A 23,887-nucleotide genomic window follows, 5' to 3' on the forward strand; every position below is an offset into this window, starting at 1 on the left:
TGATTTCAAATAAAAAAAGACGCCCCATGGGCGTCTTCGGGATGTGCAGACCGGCAGATATTAACCCAGCCAGCCCTTCTCCTTGGCTTCCTGCAGGCGTCCCTCCAGATACGCCCACAGCGCGGGACAGCCCTCGCGTATCGGCGGAGCAACGCGCGTGACCACCTGCTCGTGGCGAATGCCGTTTTCCAGCCAGCTTTGGCCCTGGTTGGCCAGGTTCAGCAGCACCGGCATGGCGCGGTCGGCGGCATGGGCGAAACGCGCTTCGGCGGATTCGCCGCTTTCAAATTCGTTCCACAGGGCCAGGAAGCGCTGTCCCTGCTCTGCCGGCAGCATGCCGAAAATGCGGGTGACGCAGGCCAGCTCCTGCGCCTTGCGCTCCTCCCAGCCGCCTTCCGCATAGACGATGGTGTCGCCGGTTTCGATTTCGCCGATATCGTGCACCAACAGCATGCCGATGACGCGGTTGATGTCCAACGGCTCGCTGGCGTAGGGCTGCAAGGACGCCGCCAGCAGGGCGATCTGCCAGCTGTGCTCGGCCGAGTTTTCATAGCGCTCGCTGTTCAGCACCTTGGTCTTGCGCGTCACCTGCTTGAGCTTGTCGATTTCCAGCACAAAATCGATGATGTTCTGCATATTGTTCTCTTTCTGTAGATGCAAAAAAAGCAGACCGCGGTCTGCTTGTAGTCTTTACCAGCAACGCTGGATCATCTGCGCCAGTTGCACCAGCCGGCCATGGAAAAAGTGGCCGGCGCCGGGCAACACCAGCACCGGCAGACTCTGCGGGCGCGCCCAGTCCAGCACATTGGACAGCGGGATCACTTCGTCTTCTTCGCCATGGATCACCAGCGCATCGGCCGGGACGTCCGGCGTCGGGATCGGGTATTTGCCCACGGCCACGCCCATCAGCAGCAGTTTGTCGGCCTCGATGCGCGCGCGGGTGCGGGCGGCGACGAAGCCGCCGAAGGAAAAGCCGGCCAGCGCCAGCGGCAGGCCCGGATGCTGCGATTTGGCGTATTCGACCACGGCGATGACGTCGTCGACCTCGCCCTGGCCGTAATCGTGCTCGCCTTCGCTATCGCCCACGCCGCGAAGGTTCGGGCAATAACAGGCGTACCCCATCTGCGACAGCGCCTTGGCGGCGGTCTGCACCACCTTGTTGGTGTGGGTGCCGCCCTGCAAGGGGTTGGGATGGCAGATCACGGCGACGCCGCTGGCTTCGCCCTGGGCCGGAACGATGATGGTGTCGAGCGCGCCGGCCGGGCCGGCAATCTGAATCTTGTTCAAAGCCTTCAACATCAGATCTTCAGCCTTTCCACCACGCGGCCGTTCACCATATGCTCATGGACGATTTCGTCGATGTCTTCCTTGTCGAGGAAGGTGTACCAGGTCTCTTCCGGGTAGACCACCATCACCGGGCCATCGTCGCAGCGTCCCAGGCAGCCGGCCTTGTTGACGCGTATCTTGCCCTCGCCGGCCAGGCCCAGCGCCTTGACCTTGTCTTTCATATAGCCCAGCAATTCGCTGGAGCCGTGGTTGTTGCAGCAATCCTGACAGGCGTCGCGCTGATTGCAGCAGATGAATACGTGCTTGTCGAAAAAGCTCATGTCGTAGTCTCGATATCGCGTTAGCTGTCGTTGTCGGCCCAGCCGGCGGCGCCGACGCTGGCGGCATTGTCGAACTTGGCGTAATGGCCGATGAAGGCCAGCCGCACCGCGCCGGTGGGGCCGTTACGGTGCTTGCCGATGATAGCCTCGGCCAGGCCCTTGTCCGGCGAATCCGGATTGTAGTACTCGTCGCGGTACATGAAGATGATCAAGTCCGCGTCCTGCTCGATGGCGCCCGATTCCCGCAGGTCGGACATCATCGGCCGCTTGTTGGGCCGCTGCTCCACAGCACGGGACAGCTGGGACAGCGCGATCACCGGCACTTGCAGTTCCTTGGCCAAACCCTTCAGGCCGCGAGAGATTTCGCCCAGTTCGGCCGTCCGGTTGTCGCCGCGGCCGGAGCCGCTCATCAGCTGCAGGTAGTCGATCACGATGAGCCCGAGCTTGCCGCCGTGCTGGCGGGCCAGCCGGCGCGCGCGGGCGCGCAGTTCCAGCGCCGTCAGCGCCGGGGTTTCATCGATGTACATCGGCGCATCGGACAATTTACCGATGGCGTAGGTCAGCTTCTGCCAGTCGTCGTCGCCCAGCTTGCCGGTGCGCAGCACATGCTGATCCAGCCGGCCCACCGAACCCAGCATACGCATCACCAGCTGAGCGCCGCCCATTTCCATGGAGAACACCGCCACCGGCAGATGGGTTTCCACCGCCACGTGCTCGGCGATGTTCATCGAGAAAGCGGTCTTGCCCATGGACGGACGGCCCGCCACGATGATCAGGTCGCCTGGCTGCAGGCCGGAGGTCTTGGCGTCCAGGTCGATGAAGCCGGTCGGCACGCCGGTGACTTCATCCGGATTGTCGCGGCTGTACAGCATGTCGATCCGCTCCACCACTTCCTTCAGCAGGCCCGGCATTTCCAGGAAGCCCTGCTTGGACTTGGCGGTGGATTCGGCGATCTGGAACACGCGGCCCTCGGCCTCGTCCAGCAATTGCGCCGCGTCGCGGCCCATGGGCGAATACGCGGCGTCGGCAATCTCGGTGCCCACCTGCGCCAGCTGGCGCATGATGGAGCGCTCGCGGACGATTTCCGCATAACGGCGGATATTGGCCGCCGACGGCGTGTTCTGTGCCAGCGTGGCCAGATAAGCCAGGCCGCCCACTTCGGTCAGCTCGGCGTTCTTGTCCAGCGACTCGGCCACCGTCACCACGTCGGCCGGGCGCGCCATTTCCACCAGTCTGGCGATGTGGCGGTAGATCAGCCGGTGGTCATGGCGATAGAAGTCGGCTTCCGTCACCACGTCGGCGATCTTGTCCCAGGCGCTGTTGTCCAGCAACAGGCCGCCCAGCACCGATTGTTCGGCTTCCACCGAATGAGGCGGCGTGCGGATGGCCGCCATTTCGCTATCGAAATTATCGTACTGTTGTGTCATGTAGACCCGGAGTGCATGCGCGGAAAAATGCGCGTAAGGCAAAGCGTGATTCTAACCCGAAACGCCGCCATCTGGCGGCGCGGCTCAGCAGTTCATTCCGGCCACATAGCCGGACGACCAGGCCCACTGGAAGTTATAGCCGCCCAGCCAGCCGGTCACGTCCACGACCTCGCCGATGAAGAACAGATTGGGCACATCGGCCGCCATCAGCGTCTTGGATGACAGGGCCTGGGTGGATACGCCGCCCAGCGTGACCTCGGCTTTTTTGTAGCCCTGGGTGCCGTTGGGTTTGACACACCAGCGGTGCAGCTGCTCGGCCAATTGGCGGCGTTGCTTCGGCCCCAAATCCTTGAGCCGCTTGTTCATGCCGACGCGGTCCAGCCAGGCGTCGGCGAAGCGGCGCGACCAGCCCAGCTCGGCCAGGGCGTTGGCGATCAGTTGTTCGCTGTCCGCCCGCAGCTCCAGCCAGTGTTCGGCGTCGCCGTCCGGCATCAGATCCAGCAACAGCTCCATGCCGGGCTGCCAGTAGGAAGAAACCTGCAGGATGGCCGGGCCGGATACGCCCTTATGGGTAAACAGCACGTTCTCGCGGAACTTGCCCTTGCCGGCTTTGGCTTCCACATCTATCGACACGCCGGCCAAGGGCGTGAAGATTTCGGCATCTTCCACATGGAAGGTCAACGGCACCAAGGCTGGCGACAAGGGTGTCACGGGCAGGCCAAACTGCTCGGCCAACTGGTAGCCCAGCGGCGTGGCGCCGATTTGCGGAATGGACAGCCCGCCGGTGGCGACAACCAGTGAGGATGAGCGGAAGCGGCCGCCGCTGGTTTCCACTGCGAACACGCCGTCATCGCCGCGCGCTACGCCGAGGACAGCCGTTTCCATCCGCCTGTCCACGCCGCCCAGCCGGCACTCTTCGTCCAGCATGGCGATGATGCGCTCGCTGCCGTCGTCGCAAAACAGCTGACCCAGCTTCTTCTCGTGGTAGCCGATGCCGTGGCGCTCCACCATGGCGATGAAGTCCTGCGGCGTGTACTGCGCCAGCGCGGAGCGGCAGAAATGGGGATTGGCCGACAGATAGCAGTCGAAACGGGCATTGACGTTGGTGAAGTTGCAGCGGCCGCCGCCGGAGATGCGGATTTTCTCCGCCAATTTGGCGGCATGATCCAGCAAAAGCACCGTTCGGCCGCGCTGGCCGGCAGTGGCGGCGCACATCATGCCGGCCGCGCCGGCGCCGATGACAATTACATCAAATTGCAAAAGCTTATTCCTATCATTTTAGTCAACTATTGGCCATCCCGGCCATATTCCAGTAAACTCCGAAAAAAGCATCCGCTTATGCGGCTTACTTTCTCAACAAGGAGAGCATAATGGAACACAAACTGCCTGAACTGCCGTACGCGCTGGACGCCCTGGCCCCGCACATTTCCAAGGAAACCCTGGAATTCCACTACGGCAAGCACCACCAGACCTATATCACCAACCTGAACAACCTGATCAAGGGCACCGAGTTCGAGAACGCCTCCCTGGAAGAGATCGTCAAGAAGTCTTCCGGCGGCATCTTCAACAACGCCGCTCAGGTATGGAACCACACTTTCTACTGGTTCGGCCTGGCCCCGAACGCCGGCGGCGAGCCGACCGGCGCGCTGGCTGACGCCATCAAGGCCAAGTGGGGTTCGTTCGAAGAGTTCAAGAAGGCCTTCACCCAGACCGCCGTTGGCACTTTCGGCTCCGGCTGGGCCTGGCTGGTGAAGAACAGCGACGGCAGCCTGGATCTGGTTTCCACCAGCAACGCCGCCACCCCGCTGACCACCGACAAGAAGCCGCTCTTGACCTGTGATGTCTGGGAACACGCGTATTATATCGATTACCGCAACAGCCGCCCGAACTATATGGAAAGCTTCTGGAAGCTGGTGAACTGGGACTTCGTGGCCAAGAACTTCGCCGCCTGATCCCGCTTCTGCGCGAAAAAGGGGCCGCCGGCCCCTTTTTTCATGCCTATCGACTGCGCCTAAGCGCCTCTTTCCTGCATCCACAGCAGAAACATCTCTTTTGGCAAGGGCCGGCTGTAGTAATAGCCCTGAGCCATGTCGCAACCCAACGCGGCCAGCTGCTGCCGGTCGGCCTCGGTCTCCACGCCTTCCGCCACCGACGATAACTGCAGCTTCTGGCACATGGCGATGGCCGCGGTCAGGATGGCCAGCTTCTTCGGGCTGCTGGATGCGTCGTGAACGAACTCGCGGTCGATTTTCAACTCGGTGAACGGGCTGCGCGACAGCTGCTTCATCGACGAATACCCCGTGCCGTAATCATCCATCGCCAGACCAAAGCCGTTCAGCCTGAGCCGGGCCAGTGTGCCCAAAGACGGCGCCAGGTTGGACATAAGGGACGTTTCGGTCACCTCCAGCACAATGCTTTGGCTGGGCAGCCCCTTGGGCTGCACGATGGTGGTCATCTCGTCCACCAGGTTGGGATCGCTCAGCAGCGGGACCGGCAGGTTGATCGACGCGTGCAGCTCCGGGCTCATGGCCTGGAAATGCAGCAACGCGCTGCAGACATCGCGCAGAAAGTGATAAAAGAAGCGGATCGCCAGCTCGCCGTCTTCCAGGTACTCGACAAACAGCGATGGCGACAGCACGCCGTAGCTGGGATGCTCCCAGCGCACTAGCGCCTCCATGCCGCACAAGGCATTGTCTTTCAAGGTTATCTTGGGCTGGAAGTACGGCACCAGCTGCTTCATCTGCAAGGCCTGGGCGACTTCCTCGCGGCTGATGGCGAATTTGTTCCCCACCCGGCTGGGCAAATGCCAATCCGGGTTGCAGGCATCCAGCACCCGCTCCACCTCCTCGCGGCGCAAGGGCTTGGGAAAGACCTCCAGCAGATCCAGATCCGAAGCGTCCACCACGCCTTGCACCGCGTCCAGCACATCGCGCGGCACACTGCTCATCACCGCGACGAACTGCACCTTGCCCTTCATTGCGGCGGCGATGTTCTCCAGCAGCTTCACGCCGTCCATGCACGGCATGTTCAGATCGGTGATCACCAGATCGAGATTGTCCAGCCCCTGCAGCTTGTTCAGCGCATCCACACCGTTTTCCGCTTCCCATACCTTGGAAAAACCCAAGTCCTGCAGAATGCCCGCGGCAAGCAGGCGATGCGTGGCGGAATCGTCCACCACCATCACCGAACGCTGCCGCCATTTATCGAGATATCCCATGACTCAGCCCCTGGTCCGGCCAGCGTGTGCGCAATGCTATCCAGCGGCATGGCTTCATCCGCCCCGCCCTGATCGATCGCCTCGGCCGGCATGCCGATATGTCGTCCAGCGCATCGAGCTTATGCAAGGAATCGGAATGGCCGATCAGCAAATCGGCCGCCATTCTTCATCCGGGACCACAGATGGGCAAGCACATCCAGCTTGGTGGCCTCATTAAAGTAAATCAGAACATTATGCAAAAAGACAATATCAATTCCAGTATGATGGAATTGAGTGCGCTGCCGCAGGTTGAACCGGAAGAAATCCGCCTTGCGCGCCCGCTGCGGCACTTCAGGGATCGGCCTCGTTCATCATGCGGGCATAGCTGCCATCCTGGCGCATTTCCGCCAGCGCGGCGTCGAAGCGGTCTCTCAGGCCCGATAACGATGGTTTGCGGGAAAAGGCGATATAGCTGGGAATATCTTCCACCGCTGGCCGCAATTCGCTGACCTGCAGCTCGGCATGGCGGCGCTTGAGGATGTCCCAGGCGCCCAGGCGGTTGCTGACGAGGATGTCGAAGCGATTGGCCAGCAACATGTCCATATTCTGCTCGCCGCTGGCGGCGATTTCCGCAACGTGGATGTGCCCCTGCTTCAAGGCTTGCTCGAAGGCCGAGCCGTAATTGACCGAGCGAACCACGCCGAAGCGGTAGGCGCTCAGACTGTCCAGCTTGCCGTCGAAACGAATGGCCTGCCCCTTGCGGACGAACAGCGAAACCGTTTGCTGCGCCAGCACCTGGCGGCTGTAATCCAGCAGGGCCTCCCGCTCCGGCGTACGGTACAGCGTAAAGATGGCGTCGGCGCGTCCATCCTCGGCCATGGCCAGCGCTCGGCCCCAAGGGTAGATGACAATATGGACCGGCTCGCCGATCCGTCGAAACGCCTCGCGCACGATATCGGCCACGAATCCTCTGACCTGCGCGCCGTCCTGGTATTGATACGGCGGATATTGCAGCGTGACCAGCTCCAGAGGGCTGGCGGCCCAGGCCGGCAGCCCCGCAAGAAGCAGCAATGTAATTGCAATTCTGAGCACGCAACGGCCCCCAGCCAAAGCAAAACCGGAGCCCGCTCCATGTGGAGGGGCCCCGGTCGTCCGAGGCCGCGCGGGCGTCTATTCCCTGGTATAGACCAGCGCGCCGCGCCGCGGGCATTGCTACATCAGGTTCTGCTCAGCCACATTCAGGTTCAGGTCTATCATCTGCTCGCTGCCGTCCTTGTGCTTCAGATCGAGGCGCGCGCACTCGATGGCGTCCAGATAGGCCTCGGTGATGTCGCCGGTGATGTATTGGCCGTCGAAGCAGGAGCTTTCGAACAGACTCAGCTCGGGGTTGACGCTGCGCACCGCGTCTTTCAGCGCCTCCAGGTCCTGATAGATCACCGCGTCGGCGCCGATCTCGCGCGCGATGTCCTGCTCGTCGCGGCCGGTGGCCAGCAGTTCGGCGCGCGTCGGCATGTCGATGCCGTAGACGTTGGGGAAGCGCACCGCCGGCGCGGCGGAGGCGAAGTACACCCGCTTGGCGCCGGAATCGCGCGCCATCTGCACGATTTCCTTGGACGTGGTGCCGCGGACGATGGAGTCGTCCACCAGCAGCACGTTGCGGCCGGTGAATTCCAGCGGCACCGGGTTCAGCTTCTGCCGCACGGATTTCTTGCGCACCGCCTGCCCCGGCATGATGAAGGTGCGGCCGATGTAGCGGTTCTTGATGAAGCCCTCGCGGTACGGCAGGCCCATGGCATTGGCCAGCTGCAGCGCGCTCTGGCGGCTGGAATCCGGAATCGGAATCACCACGTCGATTTCCAGGCCGGGCAGGTCGCGGCGGATTTTCTCCGCCAGCATCTCGCCCATATTCAGACGCGACTGGTAAACCGATACGCCGTCGATCACCGAATCCGGGCGGGCGAAGTACACGTACTCGAACAGGCACGGCGTCAGGCGGGTATGCTCGGCGCACACTTGGCTGTGCATGTCGCCGTCGAAGGTGACGTAGACGCACTCGCCCGGCTGCACATCGCGCAGCAGGGTAAAGCCGGAACAGTCCAAGGCCACCGATTCCGAGGCGAACATGTACTCGGTCCTACCGCTCACCTCGGTGCTGCCCATCACCAGCGGGCGGATGCCGTTCGGGTCGCGGAATGCCACCAGGCCGTAGCCGGCGATCATCGCCACCACGGCGTAAGCGCCGCGCACGCGACGATGCACCGCCCCCACCGCGCCGAACACCGCATCCACCGTCAGCTCCGGCCCCTTGACCCGCTGCGCCAACTCATGCGCGAACACGTTCAGCAGCACCTCGGAGTCCGAATTGGTGTTGATGTGGCGCAGGTCGTGGCGGAACATGTCCGCTTTCAGCTCATCGGTATTGGTCAGGTTGCCGTTGTGCGCCAGCACCAGGCCAAACGGCGAATTGACGTAGAACGGTTGCGCCTCGGCCAGGCAGGAGGCCGAGCCGGCGGTTGGATAACGCACATGGGCGATGCCGGCATTGCCCAGCAGCGAGCGCATATTGCGGGTGCGGAATACATCGCGCACCATGCCGCTGCCCTTGTGCATGTGAAAGGTCTTGCCATTGGCGGTAACGATACCGGCCGCGTCCTGTCCGCGGTGTTGCAGCACTTGCAGACCGTCGTACAGCAGCTGATTGACCGGAGACTGACCGACCACGCCTAGAATTCCACACATCTTTAATGCCCTCTATCCAACTACCTGAAATCAAGACAAGACAAAGAAAAAGGCGGATTCTTGAAGTGAAGATATCAAGATATTCCGCCTTTTCCACCTAACTGTCCGGCGCCTGGCCGGGTGAGTCGTAGTGCAGGTTGTTCGCCATTGTTGGCGGCAACCATGGCCTTAATGACAAGGCCAAAGATTCGAATGGTGCCGAGAGCACGGCGTTCCTCCACATGGGTTTCTGCGGCAGGCTGCTCAACCCGCCCAGCAACACCATAGCCGTCACCAGCGCCACCCCGCGCGCCAAGCCGAACATGCCGCCCAGCAGCCGGTTGATCGCGCCCAGTCCGATGCTATCCACCAGGCCGGTCAGGGTCACGCGCAGCAGCGCCGTGGCCAGCCATACCACGAAGAATACCAGCAGAAAGCCAGCCACCATGCGCACGCCCTCGCCCGGCAGGCTGGCCGGCAGAAACGCCTCCACCACCGGCGAGAACTGCTTGGCGCACCAGAAGGCGATCAGCCAGGAACCCAGCGACAGCACTTCGGCGATCAGCCCGCGCATCAGGGCCATCAGCACCGATCCGGCGACGATGGCTATTGCGATATAGTCGAAGGCGGTCATGGCGGCTACTTATTGATGATGATGCCGTTGATGCCGGCGTGCGCCAGCTTCTGCAGCGCCTGCTGCGCCTCGGCCTGGCTGGCGAAGGGGCCGACGCGCACCCGCGTCACTTCGCCCTTGCTGGTCTGCACCTTGGAAAAGTGGGCGGTCACGCCGATGGCCGACAACTTGCCGCGCAAGGCGTCGACTTTGGCCTGATCGGACAAGGCCGCCAGCTGGATCACGGATTTGCCGTGCGCCGGCTCGCTCTTGGCGGCGTGGGCGTCGGGATCGAAACGGCCCTCCAGAATCGCCGCCGGGTCCGCCTGGCGCGGCTTGCTTTCCGTTTTGGGCGCTTCCGGCTTGCGCTCGGGCTTGGCTTCCGGCTTGGCCGGCTGCGGCTTGGGTTCGGCTTTGGGCGCGGGCGCCACGGCAGCTGGCGCGGACTTCTCAGCCGGCGGTGTCGGCGCGGTAATGGTGGACAGATTGGCCGGCAGTTCGGTGGTGGACGCAGCGGCAGGCGCGACCTCCGCCACCGCTTGCGAGGCGGCGTGCTTAACCGCTGCGGCCGGCGCGGACGCGGCGGGTTCGGAGGCGGCGCCCATGATTTCGATCGATTCGGGCTTCATCTGCTGTTCCGGCAGATGGCCCACTACCTTCCACAGTACCGCGGTGGCGATGGAAACCAATACAACCGCGCCCACCAGACGCCGGCGGGCGCGCTTTCTCAACAAAATCAGTTCATCTTGGCTGGACAGTGCCATGCATTCCTCAAACCCGGTGACGCCGGGCCGCTTCCACTTCCGCTACGGTGTGGAAAGACCCGAAAACGACGATTCTATCATTGTCGCCGGCTTGCGATAAGGCGGCCTTCCATGCGTCCGCCACGGTGTCGTAGGCTTTGACGTCGGCAATGCCGGCTTGCGCCAGCGCGGCGGCGATGGCTGCGCCGCTCTGGCCGCGCGGCATGTCCAGCCCGGCCACCAGCCAGTGGTCGAATTCGCCGCGCGCCAGCTCGATCACGGCGGCCATGTCTTTATCGGCCAGCATGGAGAACACGGCGTAGCGATTCTCGGCATACGGCAGCTGCTTCAGCGCCGCCGCCATGGCCTTGACCGCGTGCGGATTGTGGCCCACGTCCAGCACCACGACCGGACGGCCCGGCAGCACTTGGAAGCGCCCCGGCCACTCCACTTCGACCAGCCCCTGTTTGACCGCGCCTATGCCTACCGGCAGCTTGTCCTTGATCGCCTCCAGCACGGCCAGCGCGCCGCAGGCGTTGACCATCTGATAGCCGCCGCGCAGCGCCGGAATCGGCAGCGCGTGGCGGGCGTGCTCGCCGTGGCGGAACGACCATTGGTTGTCCATGCGGGTAAAGCCGAAATCCCGGCCATACAAGCGCAAGTCCGCGCCGATGGCGGCGGCGTGGTCGAGCAAGCGCCGCGGCGGCTCGGGGTCGACGCAGATGGCCGGTTTGCCGGCGCGGTAGATGCCCGCCTTCTCGAAGCCGATGTCCTCGCGGTTGTCGCCGAGGATGGCCTGGTGGTCCAGATCGACGCTGACCACGATGGACACGTCGGGCTCGAAGATATTGACCGCGTCCAGTCGCCCCCCCAGGCCCACTTCCAGGATGATCACATCGACTTTTTCCGCGACGAAGCTATGCACCGCGGCCAGGGTGCCGAATTCGAAATACGTCAGCGTGGTGTCGCCGCGGGCGGCGTCTATCGCCTCGAAGCTGGCGATGATGCGCGCGTCGCTGGCCGGCTTGAGGTCGATGGCGATGCGCTCGTTGTAATGCAGGATATGCGGCGAGGTATAGGCGCCCACCTTGAAACCCGCCGCATGGAAAATGCTGGACAGCATGGCGCAGGTGGAGCCTTTGCCATTGGTGCCGGCCACCATGATCACCGGACAGGCGGGCTTCAGGTTCATCGCGTCGCGGACGCGCGAAACGCGGTCCAGGCCCATGTCTATCGCGCTGAGGTGCAGGCTTTCCTGCCAACGCAGCCAGTCGTCCAGGGTCTTTTTTGTGGTCATGGCGTGGATTCCGTTTGATCGCTAGGCTGCGGCGGCTCAAACCACAGCAAATACACTCTGAGCAGGCGGCGGGATTCGGCGTCGGCCGCATCGGGCCACAGCATCACGCTGCGGCGCTTGCCGGCCACCTTGAGGTTCAATACCGTCAGGACCGGCGTGACGAAGCAGTCGTCCAACACCTCCGCCTCTTGCCGCAAGCCGCGCTGGCACAGAAACAGCCGGCCGCGCGGGTCGATTTCCAGCCGCTGCGGCGCGTCGCCCCGCCACCAGCCGTTGGCGCGCGCCGCGCGCCAGGCCAGCCAGGCCGCGAGCGGCACGCTGAACAGATAACGCGCCGGCAGATACAAAGCCAGCAGCAAGACGTAGCCGGCCAAGGCGCCCAGCACCAGGCTCAGCCACAACCGGGACGGCCGCAGCGCCACAGCGAATGGCTGCAACAACGGCCGGTCCCGGCGCATCGAAATTACAGCTCGCTGGCCGGGCTGTTGGTGATGTCGGCGTCGACGCTGTCCAGCACCATGGAATGGATCTCGACATCGAACCATTCCCAAAACGCCTTCAGCGACAGATCCTGCGGCCAGTGGCTTTCGTCCTCGTCCCAGGACGCCAGCTCCACCTTGAACAGCTGCTCGCAGATCTCGTCGATGTGGGCGACGCCTTCCTCCGGCTCGATGAACTCCGGCAGCAGCACGGCGGTGCAGTCGCTGCGCAGGCTGTCCAGCGACAGATCCACCATATCGGTATCCGGCAGCTGGTTCAGCCAATCCAGAAACGGTTGCTTCGGTTTGATGACGGCAACGGCGCGGTCGACGAAATACATGATGCGGCCTTTCTGGCAATGATGATTCGGCGCGCATTGTATCAGTCCGGCCGCGGCTAGGCGACCCATCCGCCAATAGGGGCTACGTGGTAAACTCTCCGTTATTTTCCTCATTCCGCAAGACACACAGAATATGGCCCTGATTACCGTCGAGAAAGCCTGTCTGGCTTTCGGACACCACGCGCTGCTGGACAACGTAGACTTCGCTCTGGAGCCGGGCGAGGCGGTCGGCCTGATCGGCCGCAACGGCGCGGGCAAATCCTCCCTGCTCAAGGGCATCGCCGGCGCGGTGGCGCTGGACGATGGCCGCGTCAACATCAAGGGCGACGTCAAGGTGGCCTACGTGCCGCAAGAACCGGAATTCAACCCCGAGCACAGCGTGTTCGAGGCCGTGGCCGAAGGCCTGGGCGACCTGAAAGCGCTGCTGACTGAATACCACCAGGTCACCCAGCACCTGACGCAAGCCAATGCCGGCCACGAAGAAGCGCTGGCCCGGATGGAAACCATCCAGCACGAACTGGAGGCGCGCGGCGGCTGGCAGTTCGACGCGCTGATCTCGTCCACGCTGAGCCACCTGGGGTTGAACGCGGACGTCCGCATCGGCGAGCTGTCCGGCGGCTGGAAAAAGCGCGTGGCCCTGGCCCGCGCGCTGGCCTCCAAACCCGACGTGCTGCTGCTGGACGAGCCGACCAACCACCTGGACGTCTCCGCCATCGAATGGCTGGAAGGCCTGATCAAGAACTTCCCCGGCAGCGTGCTGCTGATCACCCACGACCGCCGCTTCCTGGACAATGTCGCCAGCCGCATCGTGGAGCTGGACCGCGGCATCCTGCGCAGCTATCCGGGCAGCTTCTCCGCCTACCAGACGCGCAAGGCGGAAGAGCTGGCCATAGAAGAAGAGCAAAACCGCATTTTCGACAAATTCCACGCTCAGGAAGAAGTGTGGATACGCAAAGGCATCGAGGCGCGCCGCACCCGCAACGAAGGCCGGGTGCGCCGGCTGGAAGCCATTCGCCGCGAGCGCAACTCGCGCCGCGAACGCGTCGGCCAGGTGAACTTCCAGCTGGACGCCGGCGAGCGCTCCGGCAAGCTGGTGGCGGAACTGGAGCACGTCAGCAAGGGCTTTGAAGGCCGCACGCTGATCCGCGACTTCACCACCCGCATCCTGCGCGGCGACAAGATCGGCCTGATCGGGCCGAACGGCGCCGGCAAAACCACCCTGCTGAAGCTGATCCTGGGCGAGCTGCAGCCGGACGCCGGCACGGTGAAGCAAGGCACCAAGCTGGAAATCGCCTACTTCGACCAGTTCCGCGAGCAGCTGGACGAGGAAACCAGCGTGGCCGACATCATCAGCCAGGGCAACGACTTCGTCGAAATCGGCGGCGTGAAGAAGCACGTGATGAGCTATCTGGAAGACTTCCTGTTCTCGCCGCAGCGCGCGCGCAGCCCGGTGAAGTCCTTGTCCGGCGGCGAACGCAACCGCTTGCTGCTGGCCCGGCTGTTCACCCGCCCGGCCAATGTGCTGGTGCTGGACGAGCCGACCAACGATCTGGACATCGACACGCTGGAGTTGCTGGAGGATGTGATCGCCCAGTATTCCGGCACTGTGTTCCTGGTCAGCCACGACCGGGCCTTCCTCGACAATGTGGTGACCCAGGTCATCGCTTTCGAAGGAGACGGCCGGCTGGAAGAATATCCGGGCGGCTATCAGGACTGGCTGGACGCCAGGCGGCGCATGGCGGAACTGGCGCCGACCGAAAAAGCCAAGGAGCCCCCCCCGGCCGCGGCGACAGCGCGCCAGGACAAGCCCAAAGCCGCGCGCAGCAAGCTGTCCTACAACGAAACCCGCGAGCTGGCAGCCCTGCCGGACCAGATCAGCGCGCTGGAGGCGGAACAGGCCGATCTGAACCAGCGGCTGCTGGACCCCAGCTGCTACCGCGATACGCCGAAGGAAGCCGTGGCCTGGCAGCAACGTATCGAGGAAATCGACGAACTGCTGCTGGAAAAGCTGGCACGCTGGGAAGAGCTGGAAGCCGCTCAGCAACGCGTCCGCTAGGCCGGTCCGCCGCCAAACAGAAACGCCCTGCCGGCTCATGCCGTCAGGGCGTTTTTTTATTCGATTGATGCGTCAATTTTCTCTGGCCAGGCTCCAAGCAGGCTCGGTAGTGAAGTGGTTTTCGCCTTAGCGCCTGTTCACGATCTTTGTTTTTGGGGCCTAGCTTGTGGAGAACACGTTTTCAATGCGCCCCGTCCCTTCAAGCCTGCCGTCGGGTGACAGGCCCGTGGTTTTAAGCGGCTGCATGTTTGAGCGATTTGACGTTAGCAAATCGCGAGTTCAGCCGCGCCTCGGGCCTGGCGAGACCCGGCGGGAAGCCGCAGGCCAGGCTTGCAGGGTGGCCTTTAGGGGTGGAAGGGATATTTGGCCAAGCAAATATCCCTTCCCTGCGCGCCGGGCAGACCCGGCAAGGAAAACGGTTATCCGCGAAGCGGATGCAAAGCCCCAAAGATCGTGAACACGTTCTCAGATGTCTTTATTCTTGCGGGCGGCCGCCTTGCCTTCCGGCGGCAGCTCAAAGCCAAACAGGCTGGCGGTGCGGCCCATCTGCGACTGGCAGGCGATCAGCAGCGCGCGGTTGATCGCTTCCTTCTTGCTGACGCCCCACCACTCTATCATCTTGTCCAAGGATTTCTGGGCCTCACGGCTCAGCTCCACCGTCACCGACAGCTCCTGCAGCCGGTTGCGCCTAAGCTCCCGGCTGCGCCGCTTGCGTTCCGCAACCGTCATCGCGCGCTCGCCCAGAGGCTTGCGGCCAGGCTTCTTCTGGACGCCGCCAATCAGGTCGAAAGTGTAATGATCGCAAGGGTCTTTCATTGATGGGTGACGGGTCACGGCTGAGCAAGGCGCGCAAGAATACCATAAAGACGGCGTTTGCGCAGGCGGGCAAGCGGCGCTTGCAATTCTTTGCTTACGGCTGAGCACATCTCTCGACCCAATTGGAATCCCGATGTCATTAAGTACAGGCATGAGAAAAGCGCGCATTCGGCATTCCTCTCATGTTGAAACAGATATCGCCAATATTTCGGTACAGATTTTGGCAATTTGAAAGAATTTACTCGCGAGAATTACCGTTTTAGATTTCACGTTCCGGATAAAACTTGCAAGAATCATCCTTGCATATTTCAAGATCGCATTCTCGTTACACAAACATTTCTTTGCGTATAACTCCTGGTTTGATATCGAGCCAATTTCAAATCGCCTTGCGCTTTTAAATGACATTGGCCTATCCAGAAATTGCCTCCCATCAGGAGGCCGCCCTTGCACCGGGGCTGAACCAGCGGAACCAGAGGCAGCGCATCAGCACGCAAACAAGCCTTCGTTCCAGAGCCTGCCACCCCGCATGGCTCACCGTGATTTATTTCAAGGAGAAATGGAATGTTTGCCAAGCCACGCTCTGTAGCACTGGCAGTAGCTGCCCTCTTCCTCGGCGCCACTACCGCCCAAGCCGGCACCAACTGGGTTGCCACCAAGACCCAGGGCCAGCAGCAAGCCCGCATCCTTGCCGCCAAAGCCCGCGATGCGGGCGAATTGGCGGCAGGCCAGACCGTCCACGTCGCCGTCAGTCTGAAGCTGCGCAACAAGGCTCAACTGGACGTCCTGACCCAGTCGATTCTGCGCGGCGCCAGCAAGCGCCGCCTGAGCAAAACTGAGTTCATGAGCCAGTACGCACCCACCCAGGCCCAGGTTGAGGCCGTGGTCAAGCACCTGCAAGCCAGCGGCTTCCGCAACATCAAGGTTGCGTCCAATCATCTGCTGGTTACCGCCGATGGCAGCGCCGCCACCGTAAAAACCGCCTTCAACACCACCCTGCACGGCTACAACGTCAAAGGCCGCCAGCTGTATGCCAACGCCACCGCCGCCATGGTGCCAAGCCAGCTGGGCGACACCGTGCTGGCCGTGGAAGGCCTGCAAAACCTGCACCTGTTCCATACTACGCTGGCACGCCGCGCGGCCGGCAAGGGCTTCCACCGCATGGATCAGGTCGCGCACAACCCAACCGACTTCTCCACCATCTACAACGCCGATGGCCTGCCACCCGCCGGCCACACCACGGTCGGCATCATCGCCGAAGGCGATCTGACGCAAACGCTGATCGACCTGCTAGCCTTCACCAAAGGCGCCGGCTTCGGCGACGTCAACACTAAGGTGATCAACGCCGCCACCCCGTCGACCGATACCGACGGCACCGTGGAATGGAACCTGGATAGCCAGGACATCGTGGCCGCCGCCGGCGGCGCGGTGCAACAGCTGAACTTCTACGTGGCGTCCTCGATGACCAACGCCGACATCACGGCTGCGCTGAACGCAGCGGTCAGCGACGGCAGCGCCAAAGTGGTGAATGTATCGCTGGGCGAATGTGAAAACGATTCGCAAAGCGATGGCTCCACCGCCGCTGACGACCAGATTTTCCAGGCCGCCGCGACTCAAGGACAGGTCTTTTCGGTGTCCACCGGCGACTCCGGCTCCGCCGAATGCGGCGATAACGCCGTCGGCCAGAGCTACCCAGCCGTTTCCCCATATGTGATCGCCGTGGGCGGCACCACGCTGAGCACCAGCGGACAAACCAGCTATCAGTCCGAAAGCACCTGGAACGGCGGCGGCGGCGGCCCCAGCACGACGGAAAGCGCGCCGACATGGCAAACCAGCGCAGGCGTACTGACTGTCAACCCCAGCCAGCGCGGCGTGCCTGACGTGTCGTTTGACGCTGACCCGAACACCGGCGCCAATGTGCTGGTTAACGGCAGCGTCCAGCCGGTAGGCGGCACCAGCCTGGCGGCACCGCTGTTCACCGGCTTCTGGGCGCGCATCCAGTCGGCCAGCGGCAATCAGCTGCCCTTCCCGGCGCAGCCGATCTACCAATACCTCTCAGCCAACCCCTCGCTGTACAACGACATCAATGACGGCAGCAGTAACGGCGGCTACAGCGCCGGCCCCGGCTGGGACTATGCCACCGGCTGGGGCAGTCTGAACGTGGGCAATCTGTACAGCTTCATCCAGCAAAACGGCTTTGCCGTTAAGGCACAATAGTCTGCAATGCAGCAGCCCCGGCTTGCCGGGGCTGCTTTGCGCCGGGGCCCGACGAAGCACGCCGCGGCCGGCAAGCCGCCATCCGGGGAATGGGCGCAATTTTTACGCCAAAGTCGTAGCGGCCATGCAACAGTGCATGTACACAACATCTTGTGCCGCCCGAATCTGTAGCACCCTCAGCTAGCCAACCGCCATCTTTCTGCAATTTCCTGACACCCTCATCAGACGCCGAATTTTTGCAGAAAAATTTCGATGGCCCGCAAAGCCAATAACGGCGCGGTTTTCCGTCTTTCGGCACAAAGTCAAGACTTGAACTACGTCAGTCCCACCACTAGAATTTGGGCAGTCCTAGCGCTGCTGACGGTATATATTGTGTTTACCCACAGCTCGCACACAGCTTTTCAACAGATTTGTCCACAAGCCGACCTGCCCGCCAAGAAGCAGCGCGGCCGGACTTAAACTTCTCTTTATCGAGGGATACATGCAACTGACCACCTTTGAAGGGCAAACCGCCGCAGAACTCGGCCGCGCCGCCGCGCCGCAAGCCGATTTCAGCCTGTACAAGACCATCCGTCGCAATGGCGCGGTGGTGCCGTTCGAACCCGTCAAAATCTCCATCGCCATGACCAAGGCCTTCCTGGCCGTCATGGGCCAGCAGGGCGCCACGTCGGCCAGCATCCGCGACAAAGTGGCGCAATTGACGGAACAGGTGGTCAACGCCCTGATGCGCCGCAAGCCGGAAGGCGGCGCCATCCATATCGAAGACATCCAGGACCAGGTTGAACTCTCCCTGATGCGGTTTGGCGAGCACGACGTGGCCCGCGCCTACGTGCTGTACCGCGAACAGCGCACGCAAGAGCGCGCCGCCCGCGGCGAGGCGCTGACCAGCGTGCAGATCAACGTGCTGCGCAAGGACGGCCGCAAGCTGCCGCTGGATGTGGCCCGCCTGCGCGCCAATATCGAAGCCGCCAGCAAGAACCTGGTCGGCATCGACGTGGACGCCATCCTGGCCGAAACCCTGAAGAACATTTACGACGGCGTGCCGGAAGAAGAAGTGGGCAAGTCCGCCATCCTGGCCGCCCGCTCCATGATCGAGCAAGACCCAGCCTACGACTACGTCACCGCCCGCCTGCTGATGGGCAACATCCGCCTGGAAATCTTGGGCGAAGCCGTCAGCCAGGACGAAATGGGCGCGCAATACCCGGCCTACTTCGCCGACTTCATCAAGAAGGGCATCGCCGCCGAACTGCTCGACGAAAAGCTGGCCGAGTTCGACCTGAAAAAGCTGGGCGCCGCGCTGGACGCCGAGCGCGACCTGCAATTCGGCTACCTGGGCCTGCAAACCCTGTACGACCGCTACTTCCTGCACGTGGACGGCACCCGCATCGAAATGCCGCAGGCCTTCTACATGCGCGTGGCCATGGGCCTGGCGCTGAACGAAGTGCACCGCGAAGACCGCGCCATCGAGTTCTACAACGTGCTGTCCAGCTTCGACTTCATGTCGTCCACGCCCACGCTGTTCAACTCCGGCACCCGCCGCAGCCAGCTGTCCAGCTGCTACCTGACCACCATCGCCGATGACCTGGACGGCATCTACGAAGGCATCAAGGAAAACGCGCTGCTGTCCAAGTTCGCCGGCGGCCTGGGCAACGACTGGACCCCGGTGCGCGCCATGGGCAGCCACATCAAGGGTACCAACGGCAAATCGCAAGGCGTGGTGCCGTTCCTGAAAGTGGTCAACGACACCGCCGTGGCGGTGAACCAGGGCGGCAAGCGCAAGGGCGCCGTCTGCGCCTACCTGGAAACCTGGCACGCCGACATCGAAGAATTCCTCGAGCTGCGCAAGAACACCGGCGACGACCGCCGCCGCACCCACGACATGAACACCGCCAACTGGATTCCGGACCTGTTCATGAAGCGCGTGATGGAAGGCGGCGAGTGGAGCCTGTTCTCCCCGTCGGAAACCCCGGACCTGCACGACCTGTACGGCCAAGCCTTTGAAAAGGCCTACACCGCTTACGAAGCCAAGGGCGAGCGCGGCGAACTCAAGGTCTACAAGCGCATCCCGGCCCTGAGCCTGTGGCGCAAGATGCTGACCATGCTGTTTGAAACCGGCCACCCGTGGATCACCTTCAAAGACCCGTGCAACATCCGCAGCCCGCAGCAGCACCTGGGCGTGGTGCACAGCTCCAACCTGTGCACTGAGATCACGCTGAACACCAACGACGACGAAATCGCCGTCTGCAACCTGGGTTCGGTCAACCTGGCCGCGCACCTGCAAGCCGATGGCAGCCTGGACAGCGAAAAGCTGCAGCGCACCATCCGCATCGCCCTGCGCATGCTGGACAACGTGATCGACATCAACTTCTACCCGGTGAAGAAGGCGCGCAACTCCAACCTGAAGCACCGCCCGGTAGGCATGGGCGTGATGGGCTTCCAGGACTGCCTGCACATCAAGCGCGTTCCGTACGCCTCCAACGCCGCGGTGGAATTTGCCGACGAATCCATGGAAATGGTGGCCTACTACGCTTACCTGGCCTCCACCGAGCTGGCGGAAGAACGCGGCCGCTACCCGTCGTACAGCGGCAGCCTGTGGGACCGCGGCGTGCTGCCGCACGACAGCATCAACCTGCTGGCGGCGGAGCGCGGCGGCTACCTGGAAGTGGACCGCACCGAGCGCATGGACTGGAACAAGCTGCGCGAGCGCATCAAGCAGTTTGGCATGCGCAACAGCAACTGCCTGGCCATCGCCCCGACCGCGACCATCGCCAACATCATCGGCGTGTCTGCCTCCATCGAGCCGACGTACCAGAACCTGTTCGTCAAGTCCAACCTGTCCGGCGAATTCACCGTCACCAACGAATACCTGGTGCGCGACCTGAAAGCCGCCGGCCTGTGGGACGAAGTGATGGTGGCCGACCTGAAGTACTTCGACGGCAGCCTGGGCCAGATCGACCGCGTGCCGGCCGAGCTGAAAGCCATCTACGCCACCGCCTTTGAGCTGGACCCGCGCTGGCTGGTGGAAGCGGCCTCCCGCCGCCAGAAGTGGATCGACCAGGCCCAGTCGCTGAACCTGTACCTGGCCGGTGCTTCCGGCAAGAAACTGGACGAGCTGTACAAGCACGCCTGGTTGCGTGGCCTGAAGACCACCTACTACCTGCGTACCCTGGCCGCCACCAGCGCCGAGAAATCCACCGGCCGCGGCGGCGAGCTGAACGCCGTATCCAGCCAGATGCAGGCCGCGCCGGCCGCCGCGGTGGACACCACCCCGGCCACCGACGCCAAGTTCTGCAGCATCGACAACCCTGATTGCGAATCCTGCCAATAAGGCAGATTTCGTAGGGCGGAAGCCCCCTTGGGGGCGTTCCGCCTAGTCAGAGCATCAGGCGGAAGCCTCCAAAAGAGGCGTTCCGCCAACTGGCGGACCCATCTTCAAGCCGCTTGCCAGCAGGCGGTTTCTGGATGTGGAAGCAAGACGGTAACCCGCAGCAAAAGCAGCAGACCCATACACGCGACGAGAACGCCTATGAGCCTGGAAGCCTTTTTCAAGCACTACCGCAACAGCTATTCCCGCCTGGACGCGGCCGGCATCGCCAGCCACTTCACGGTGCCGTTCACCGCCATCCACCAGGGCGAGCTGACCGGCTGGCAGGACATGCCGTCCTTGGTCGACACCACCGCCGCCCTGCTGGAGTGGTATCGCAGCCAAGGGTTTGAAAGCGCCAGCCATCGGCTGGTCAATGTGATGGCCATGGGCCCCGGCGTGGCCACCGCGCTGGTGGCCTGGACCGTGCAGCGCACGCAGGGCCGCCCGCCCTGGCGCTACCACACCGGCTACCACCTGAAGCAGGTGAACGGCGTCTGGAAGATATACGGCCTGGTGCAGTACGACACCGAGCCGGAGCAGCAAACCTTAGCGACGAAGGCACCGTCGCCCGCGCACAGCGCCGGATAGCGCTGGCAGTCACAAGCCGTGGCAGCGGCACAGCAACAGGCAGCGCCTGAGGAGAGACAGATGCAGACATTTGAAAACATCGGCATTACCGGACTTTGCGAAGACAAATCGCACAACCCGGACAAGCAGTTCCTGTTGTTCAACATGTACCTGCAGCTGAGCCACACGCCGCCGCACGAATGGAAAGACTACTTCGCCGAATCCCGCCGCCTGCCGCGCGCCACCGTCTGGCGCAAGGTATGGGTGGAAGGCGATTGCCTGGTGGTGTACTGCCAGCCGGAGGAATTGCAGCAGGAAATCGAAACGCTGAAGGAAGACATCGCCTTCGCCAACCGGCAATACCGCCAGCTGCAGCAGCTGCGCGACCTGCGCCGGCAGCAGGAACAGATGGAACAGGAAGAAGCCAGCGACCGCCGCATCATCCGCCAGCTGGCGGAACAACTGCGCTTCTAAACCGGGAGACCCCATGAGCGCCACTGCCTACTGCCTGCTGCGCCAAAGCGCCGGCGGCCGCCGCATCGCCGTCCAAGACGTCGGCTCCGCCGCCTGTTTCGTCCAGGCCCAGCCCGCGCCGGACACCCCGCTGCAGCCGGGCCAAGCCAGCGTCGTCGCCGTCAGCCAGCTGCGCCAGCCGCAGGCTGCCCCGCAACGCCCCCAATACGCAGTGAAAACCGCATAAAACCAAGCGCCGCGCCCCGCGCGGCAAGAAACCAGAAATCAGGAGCACCCATGTTGAATTTCGAAGACACCCTCCCCACCCCGGCCGCCGCCCCCTCCTCCATGGACGCCCATGGCACCGGCCGCGTCAACGTGGTGGACAAGAAGGTGATCAACGGCACGACCGACGTCAACCAGCTGGTACCGTTCAAGCACAAGTGGGCTTGGGAAAAGTACCTGGCGCAGTGCGCCAACCACTGGATGCCGCAGGAAGTGAACATGCAGCGCGACATCGAACAGTGGAAAACCGGCCAGCTGACCGAAGACGAAATGCGCATCGTCAAGCGCAACCTGGGCTTCTTCGTCACCGCCGACTCCCTGGCCGCCAACAACATCGTGCTGGGCACCTACCGCCAGATCACCAGCCCGGAATGCCGCCAGTTCCTGCTGCGCCAGGCCTTTGACGAAGCCATCCACACCCACGCCTACCAATACATCGTGGAAAGCCTGGGCCTGGACGAAGGCGAAGTGTTCAACGCCTACCACGAGATCAAATCCATCCGCGACAAGGACGAATTCCTGATCCCGTTCATCGACGTGCTGTGCAACCCGGAATTCAAGACCGGCACTGTCGAAAACGACCAGAAGCTGCTCAAATCCCTGATCGTGTTCGCCTGCATCATGGAAGGCCTGTTCTTCTACGTCGGCTTCGTGCAGATCCTGGCCCTGGGCCGCCAGAACAAGATGACCGGCGCCGCCGAGCAGTACCAGTACATCCTGCGCGACGAGTCCATGCACTGCAACTTCGGCATCGACCTGATCAACACCATCAAGCTGGAAAACCCGCTGCTGTGGACCGACAGCTTCAAGGCCGAGATCGTTGAACTGTTCAAGCAAGCCGTGGAGCTGGAATACGCCTACGCCGAAGACACCATGCCGCGCGGCGTGCTGGGCCTGAACGCCAGCATGTTCAAGGAATACCTGCGCTTCATCGCCAACCGCCGCATGCAGCAGATTGGCCTGGATCAGCTGTTCCCGGGGGTGAACAACCCCTTCCCGTGGATGAGCGAGATGATCGACTTGAAGAAGGAGAAGAACTTCTTTGAGACTCGCGTCACCGAGTATCAGACTGGCGGGGCGTTGAGCTGGGATTGATTTTCTAACTTCGTTAAATAAGGCCAATCGGCCTTATTTTTTCACCATCAAAATGCCAAACAGGTATATTCATGCAAATAGCAATTACAGACATAACGAGATTTAGCAATGGTACTATTGTATGTACTGCAGGTATCGATTTGGAGACGAGGCGATGCGTAAGACCCGTGCTGCCAAACTACATTCCAACCTCTCGCATTATTGACGAAAACATTCGGGTGGGTGATATTCTATCAAGCAATCAGATGGTGCCCACCGCAAATTCAACAATACCGCACATTGAAGATCACACATACAACCAACCACTGATACATCAGGGCCCATTAGAAAGAGACGCGTTCGATGGCATACTAATGCACTCTTTGTCACCAAGCGTTAATGATGGCTTTGACAATAAAATACAAGTGGGTGAAAAGTACATCCCCATTAATACTCCGCCTTTTAAATCATTAATAACAGTCAGAGCTGAAAATGTACAGCTAGTTGACTGTCTCTTATACACATCTCCGAGCCCACGAGACTCCGCCAATTATCGCGTATGCCGTCTTCTGCTTGAAAAGGGGGGGGGGGGGGGGGGGGGGGGGGGGGGGGGGGGGGGGGGGGGGGGGGGGGG

Annotated in this window: 23 protein-coding genes; 8 read left to right on the forward strand and 15 right to left on the reverse strand. The window is 62.3% G+C overall.

Going from position 1 to position 23,887, the window contains the following annotated elements; genetic code table 11:
- Positions 1-60 precede the first annotated feature (60 nt).
- The 5 genes from JHD59_RS14365 to JHD59_RS14385 form a co-directional block, all read right to left on the reverse strand.
- The gene (locus tag JHD59_RS14365) at positions 61-636 is read right to left on the reverse strand and encodes an HD family hydrolase (RefSeq protein WP_199154737.1); all 576 of its coding nucleotides are present in this window, start codon (positions 634-636) and stop codon (positions 61-63) included.
- Between the two features lie 54 nt (positions 637-690).
- Positions 691-1,299 (reverse strand): alpha/beta hydrolase, encoded by a 609-nt coding sequence (locus JHD59_RS14370; RefSeq protein WP_199154738.1) that lies wholly within the window; start codon positions 1,297-1,299, stop codon positions 691-693.
- Entirely contained in the window at positions 1,299-1,649 is a 351-nt protein-coding gene (locus tag JHD59_RS14375) for a ferredoxin (RefSeq protein ID WP_255521400.1), read from the reverse strand. Before JHD59_RS14375 ends, JHD59_RS14370 begins: the two co-directional genes overlap by 1 nt.
- Entirely contained in the window at positions 1,628-3,034 is a 1,407-nt protein-coding gene (dnaB, locus tag JHD59_RS14380; RefSeq protein ID WP_103321681.1) for a replicative DNA helicase, read from the reverse strand. The genes JHD59_RS14375 and dnaB overlap by 22 nt, the downstream gene beginning before the upstream one ends.
- Before the next feature lie 84 nt (positions 3,035-3,118).
- Positions 3,119-4,294, reverse strand: coding sequence for an NAD(P)/FAD-dependent oxidoreductase (locus tag JHD59_RS14385; protein WP_233164180.1), 1,176 nt, complete (start codon positions 4,292-4,294; stop codon positions 3,119-3,121).
- Positions 4,295-4,404: 110 nt separating this feature from the next.
- Between JHD59_RS14385 and sodB the strand changes: the two genes are divergently transcribed.
- A complete protein-coding gene (sodB, locus tag JHD59_RS14390) occupies positions 4,405-4,986 on the forward strand; it encodes a superoxide dismutase [Fe] (protein WP_103321680.1) in 582 nt (193 codons plus the stop codon).
- Positions 4,987-5,045: 59 nt separating this feature from the next.
- On the opposite strand, the gene JHD59_RS14395 is transcribed toward sodB, so the two are convergent.
- From JHD59_RS14395 to JHD59_RS14435, 9 genes are all read right to left on the reverse strand, one after another.
- Entirely contained in the window at positions 5,046-6,251 is a 1,206-nt protein-coding gene (locus JHD59_RS14395; protein WP_199154739.1) for an EAL domain-containing protein, read from the reverse strand.
- Between the two features lie 119 nt (positions 6,252-6,370).
- Entirely contained in the window at positions 6,371-6,580 is a 210-nt protein-coding gene (locus tag JHD59_RS23335) for a CheR family methyltransferase (RefSeq protein WP_199154740.1), read from the reverse strand.
- 1 nt (position 6,581) lies between these two features.
- A complete protein-coding gene (locus JHD59_RS14405) occupies positions 6,582-7,301 on the reverse strand; it encodes an ABC transporter substrate-binding protein (protein ID WP_103321677.1) in 720 nt (239 codons plus the stop codon).
- A 141-nt stretch (positions 7,302-7,442) separates the two neighbouring features.
- A complete protein-coding gene (gene purF / locus JHD59_RS14410) occupies positions 7,443-8,969 on the reverse strand; it encodes an amidophosphoribosyltransferase (RefSeq protein ID WP_199154741.1) in 1,527 nt (508 codons plus the stop codon).
- A gap of 97 nt (positions 8,970-9,066) precedes the next feature.
- Positions 9,067-9,582, reverse strand: a complete 516-nt coding sequence (locus JHD59_RS14415; RefSeq protein WP_103321675.1) for a CvpA family protein — start codon at positions 9,580-9,582, stop codon at positions 9,067-9,069.
- Between the two features lie 5 nt (positions 9,583-9,587).
- Positions 9,588-10,325: an SPOR domain-containing protein gene (locus JHD59_RS14420; protein ID WP_199154742.1), complete on the reverse strand. Its 738-nt coding sequence runs from the start codon at positions 10,323-10,325 to the stop codon at positions 9,588-9,590.
- A gap of 7 nt (positions 10,326-10,332) precedes the next feature.
- Positions 10,333-11,601 carry a bifunctional tetrahydrofolate synthase/dihydrofolate synthase gene (folC, locus tag JHD59_RS14425; protein ID WP_199154743.1) on the reverse strand — a complete coding sequence of 423 codons (1,269 nt, stop codon included), beginning with the start codon at positions 11,599-11,601 and terminating at the stop codon, positions 10,333-10,335.
- On the reverse strand, positions 11,598-12,038 hold the full coding sequence (locus JHD59_RS14430; RefSeq protein WP_199154744.1) for a protein YgfX: 441 nt from the start codon (positions 12,036-12,038) through the stop codon (positions 11,598-11,600). Before JHD59_RS14430 ends, folC begins: the two co-directional genes overlap by 4 nt.
- Before the next feature lie 26 nt (positions 12,039-12,064).
- Entirely contained in the window at positions 12,065-12,421 is a 357-nt protein-coding gene (locus JHD59_RS14435) for a hypothetical protein (RefSeq protein ID WP_199154745.1), read from the reverse strand.
- A gap of 133 nt (positions 12,422-12,554) precedes the next feature.
- Between JHD59_RS14435 and JHD59_RS14440 the strand changes: the two genes are divergently transcribed.
- Positions 12,555-14,477 (forward strand): ATP-binding cassette domain-containing protein, encoded by a 1,923-nt coding sequence (locus JHD59_RS14440; RefSeq protein ID WP_199154746.1) that lies wholly within the window; start codon positions 12,555-12,557, stop codon positions 14,475-14,477.
- A gap of 465 nt (positions 14,478-14,942) precedes the next feature.
- On the opposite strand, the gene JHD59_RS14445 is transcribed toward JHD59_RS14440, so the two are convergent.
- Positions 14,943-15,293: a hypothetical protein gene (locus tag JHD59_RS14445; protein WP_199154747.1), complete on the reverse strand. Its 351-nt coding sequence runs from the start codon at positions 15,291-15,293 to the stop codon at positions 14,943-14,945.
- 561 nt (positions 15,294-15,854) lie between these two features.
- Here JHD59_RS14445 and JHD59_RS14450 point away from each other — a divergent pair.
- The 6 genes from JHD59_RS14450 (at position 15,855) to JHD59_RS14475 (ending at position 23,274) form a co-directional block, all read left to right on the forward strand.
- On the forward strand, positions 15,855-17,507 hold the full coding sequence (locus tag JHD59_RS14450; protein ID WP_199154748.1) for a protease pro-enzyme activation domain-containing protein: 1,653 nt from the start codon (positions 15,855-15,857) through the stop codon (positions 17,505-17,507).
- Between the two features lie 481 nt (positions 17,508-17,988).
- On the forward strand, positions 17,989-20,835 hold the full coding sequence (locus JHD59_RS14455) for a ribonucleoside-diphosphate reductase subunit alpha (RefSeq protein WP_103321669.1): 2,847 nt from the start codon (positions 17,989-17,991) through the stop codon (positions 20,833-20,835).
- Between the two features lie 198 nt (positions 20,836-21,033).
- Positions 21,034-21,462, forward strand: a complete 429-nt coding sequence (locus tag JHD59_RS14460) for a hypothetical protein (RefSeq protein WP_199154749.1) — start codon at positions 21,034-21,036, stop codon at positions 21,460-21,462.
- Positions 21,463-21,522: 60 nt separating this feature from the next.
- Positions 21,523-21,915: a hypothetical protein gene (locus JHD59_RS14465; protein WP_199154750.1), complete on the forward strand. Its 393-nt coding sequence runs from the start codon at positions 21,523-21,525 to the stop codon at positions 21,913-21,915.
- Between the two features lie 13 nt (positions 21,916-21,928).
- A complete protein-coding gene (locus tag JHD59_RS14470; RefSeq protein ID WP_103321666.1) occupies positions 21,929-22,141 on the forward strand; it encodes a hypothetical protein in 213 nt (70 codons plus the stop codon).
- 50 nt (positions 22,142-22,191) lie between these two features.
- A complete protein-coding gene (locus JHD59_RS14475; protein WP_199154751.1) occupies positions 22,192-23,274 on the forward strand; it encodes a ribonucleotide-diphosphate reductase subunit beta in 1,083 nt (360 codons plus the stop codon).
- Positions 23,275-23,887: the final 613 nt, after the last annotated feature.

The sequence above is a fragment of the Chromobacterium sp. ASV23 genome (assembly GCF_016428945.1).
GTDB lineage: Bacteria > Pseudomonadota > Gammaproteobacteria > Burkholderiales > Chromobacteriaceae > Chromobacterium > Chromobacterium sinusclupearum.